Source organism: Brevibacterium picturae, assembly GCF_030453725.1.
Taxonomy (GTDB): Bacteria; Actinomycetota; Actinomycetes; order Actinomycetales; family Brevibacteriaceae; genus Brevibacterium; species Brevibacterium sandarakinum_A.
This window is the reverse complement of record NZ_JAKDJU010000299.1, coordinates 1-2,308: the sequence shown is the minus strand read 5'-3', so window position 1 is coordinate 2,308 and position 2,308 is coordinate 1. Positions and strand designations below refer to the sequence as shown.

Genomic DNA, 2,308 nt, shown 5'->3' with positions numbered 1-2,308 from the left:
GCGTCAATGCCAACGGTGGGCCGGGAATACTCGTATCAACGACAGGCGGACGCGTGCTGGGCCTGATGTCGTGCACTGTCGCAGGCGGCAAGCTGACCGATATCGTCTCAATCCTCGATCACGCGTGGCTGGCCCGCCTTCAGCTGCCCGGCAGCGAACCCTCATGATTCCCCGCGCTCTCACCAGTCGACACCGGCGTCTCCCACCGCAGCCTCGTACGCGGATTGCAAACGTTCCGAGGCCCGAGGCCGGGTGCGATCGCGTCGGCCCGCGCCGAGGTGGACTTCCCTGAGTTCGTCCATGAGATCAGCGACGAGTTCGGGAGAGTCGGCGAGGATCCGCGCCCTCACCGTCAGCTCCCGCGAGGTCGGGCGGTGATTCATCCCCCAGGTGCCGAGTGCGACCATGACCGGCACGACCTGGATGCCCGCCTCGGTGAGGGAATAGGCGGCGCGTTGGCCCCTGACGGCATCCGCGCGAGTCAGCAGGCCTTCCTCGACGAGCTTTCGCAGGCGACCGGCCAGCATGTTCGAGGCGATGCCTTCATCGTTGAGGGTCAGCAGTTCGCGGAAGTGGCGGCGACCGCCGAAGACGATGTCGCGGAGCACGATGAGGCTCCAGGAGTCACCGAGGACTTCGACGGCGGCATTGATCGCGCACCCCGAGCGCGGTTCGCTGTGCAATTCGTCCTCCCAAGTGGTTGCATTCCACAATCACTGCATTCTACGCTTGAGTCAATTATCGTTGCCAATCACACCGGAGTGATCATGTTTCGTGCTCGTGTGCACAGTCAGTTCGTCTCACTCGACGGGTATTCCGCCGGTGACTACGTCACATTCGACAAGCCGATCGGTGACGCGCAGGCGCTCTTCGGCTGGTTCGATGGCCAAGGAATCGACGGCATCGGCGACGTCGATGCGCCGGTGACAATGGATCGAGTCCTCTTCGCGCTGTGGGGGCAGGGCATCGGTGCCGAGATCATGGGGCGAAAGAAGTTCGGACCGCAGCAGGGCCCGTGGCCGGAAGATGGTTGGCGCGGTTGGTGGGGCGAGGAGCCGCCGTTCAAGACTCCTTGCTTCGTGCTCACTCATCACACGCGTGAGCCCATGCACTTCCCCAATGGGACGAGTTTTCACTTCATCGATGCCGCACCGGTCGAGGCTCTTCGCCAGGCGAAGGAGGCGGCGAACGGTCTCGATGTGCGCATCGGCGGTGGGCCGTCGACGGTGCGGCGGTTCCTTGCCGCTGACCTCGTGGACTTCATGAATGTGGCCATCGTGCCGATCACGCTGGGCCACGGGACCTCACTGTGGGAGGGGATCGAAGGGGTCGAAGACCGGTTCGATATCGAAACGATCGGCTCCTCGAGCGGTCTGACTCATCAGCTGTGGAACAGAAGAGATCGGGCGGGTTCGCCCTGAACCCGCCCGATCACTGCGTCCTCAGTTGCTGTCAGCTGAAAGCTGCCAATCGAGAACGTCTGCTACCCGAAGGTTTCCGTCACTTCACCGCATCAGCGATAGGGGTCTGGCCGTCATAGAAGTTGACGGTCTCGCGGATCGCTGCGCCCTGAGCAAGAACATGCGTCATCACGTCAGCCACGAGCTCGCGTGACGTATCTTTGGCCTCGTCGCTGGGCGTTGCGCCTTCGACGTCCCCGGAGGCGTCAGCCAGCGCAACGGCCTGCTGAGACGGTTCCAGAGTGAGCTTGCCGGGTCCGAGGATGGTGTAGTCGAGCGAGCTGGCACGCAGGTGCTCGTCTGCACCGTGTTTCGCCTGGACATAGGGGTAGAACGAGCTGTCCGGATCGACGCGATCGAGGTCGATGCCGGCGGTCGCATAGGACACGATGACAAAGCGACCGACTCCTGCTTGTGCACTGGCATCGATGGAGCGCTTGGCTGCCTCGAAATCGACAGCACGGGTCCGTTCTGGGTCTCCGCCACCGGCTCCAGCGGAGAAGATCACGGCCTTTGCTCCGGTGAAGAGCTCGGTGAGTTTGTCGGTGTCGGCCGATTCGATGTCGAGGACGACGGGGGTCGCGCCCGCGGCCTCCACCTCGGCGGTCTGATCCGGGTTGCGGATGACCGAATCAACCGAGTACCCGGCTTCCTTCAGCTTCGGTGCGGCCATGAGGGCGATCTTGCCGTGTCCTCCGAGAATGACTACGCGGTCTGCATCAGACATGTACTTCTCCTTCAACGATCTTCCTGTGGCGCTTGCATCCAGCACAGCCGTGAGAACCGGTGTTTTATTCCAACGCGGTATTCTCGTAACTATGCCGAGGCGCCTTCATACCCCAACCGTC

At 62.8% G+C, this 2,308-nt stretch carries 3 protein-coding genes; 1 reads left to right on the top strand and 2 read right to left on the bottom strand.

What is annotated here, in order from left to right; all coding sequences use genetic code 11:
- Positions 1-179 precede the first annotated feature (179 nt).
- The gene (locus tag L0G76_RS15810; RefSeq protein ID WP_304358086.1) at positions 180-713 is read right to left on the bottom strand and encodes a winged helix-turn-helix transcriptional regulator; all 534 of its coding nucleotides are present in this window, start codon (positions 711-713) and stop codon (positions 180-182) included.
- Between the two features lie 54 nt (positions 714-767).
- Between L0G76_RS15810 and L0G76_RS15805 the strand changes: the two genes are divergently transcribed.
- Positions 768-1,421 carry a dihydrofolate reductase family protein gene (locus tag L0G76_RS15805; protein ID WP_304358085.1) on the top strand — a complete coding sequence of 218 codons (654 nt, stop codon included), beginning with the start codon at positions 768-770 and terminating at the stop codon, positions 1,419-1,421.
- 79 nt (positions 1,422-1,500) lie between these two features.
- On the opposite strand, the gene L0G76_RS15800 is transcribed toward L0G76_RS15805, so the two are convergent.
- On the bottom strand, positions 1,501-2,187 hold the full coding sequence (locus tag L0G76_RS15800; protein WP_304358084.1) for an SDR family oxidoreductase: 687 nt from the start codon (positions 2,185-2,187) through the stop codon (positions 1,501-1,503).
- Between the last annotated feature and the right edge of the window lie 121 nt (positions 2,188-2,308).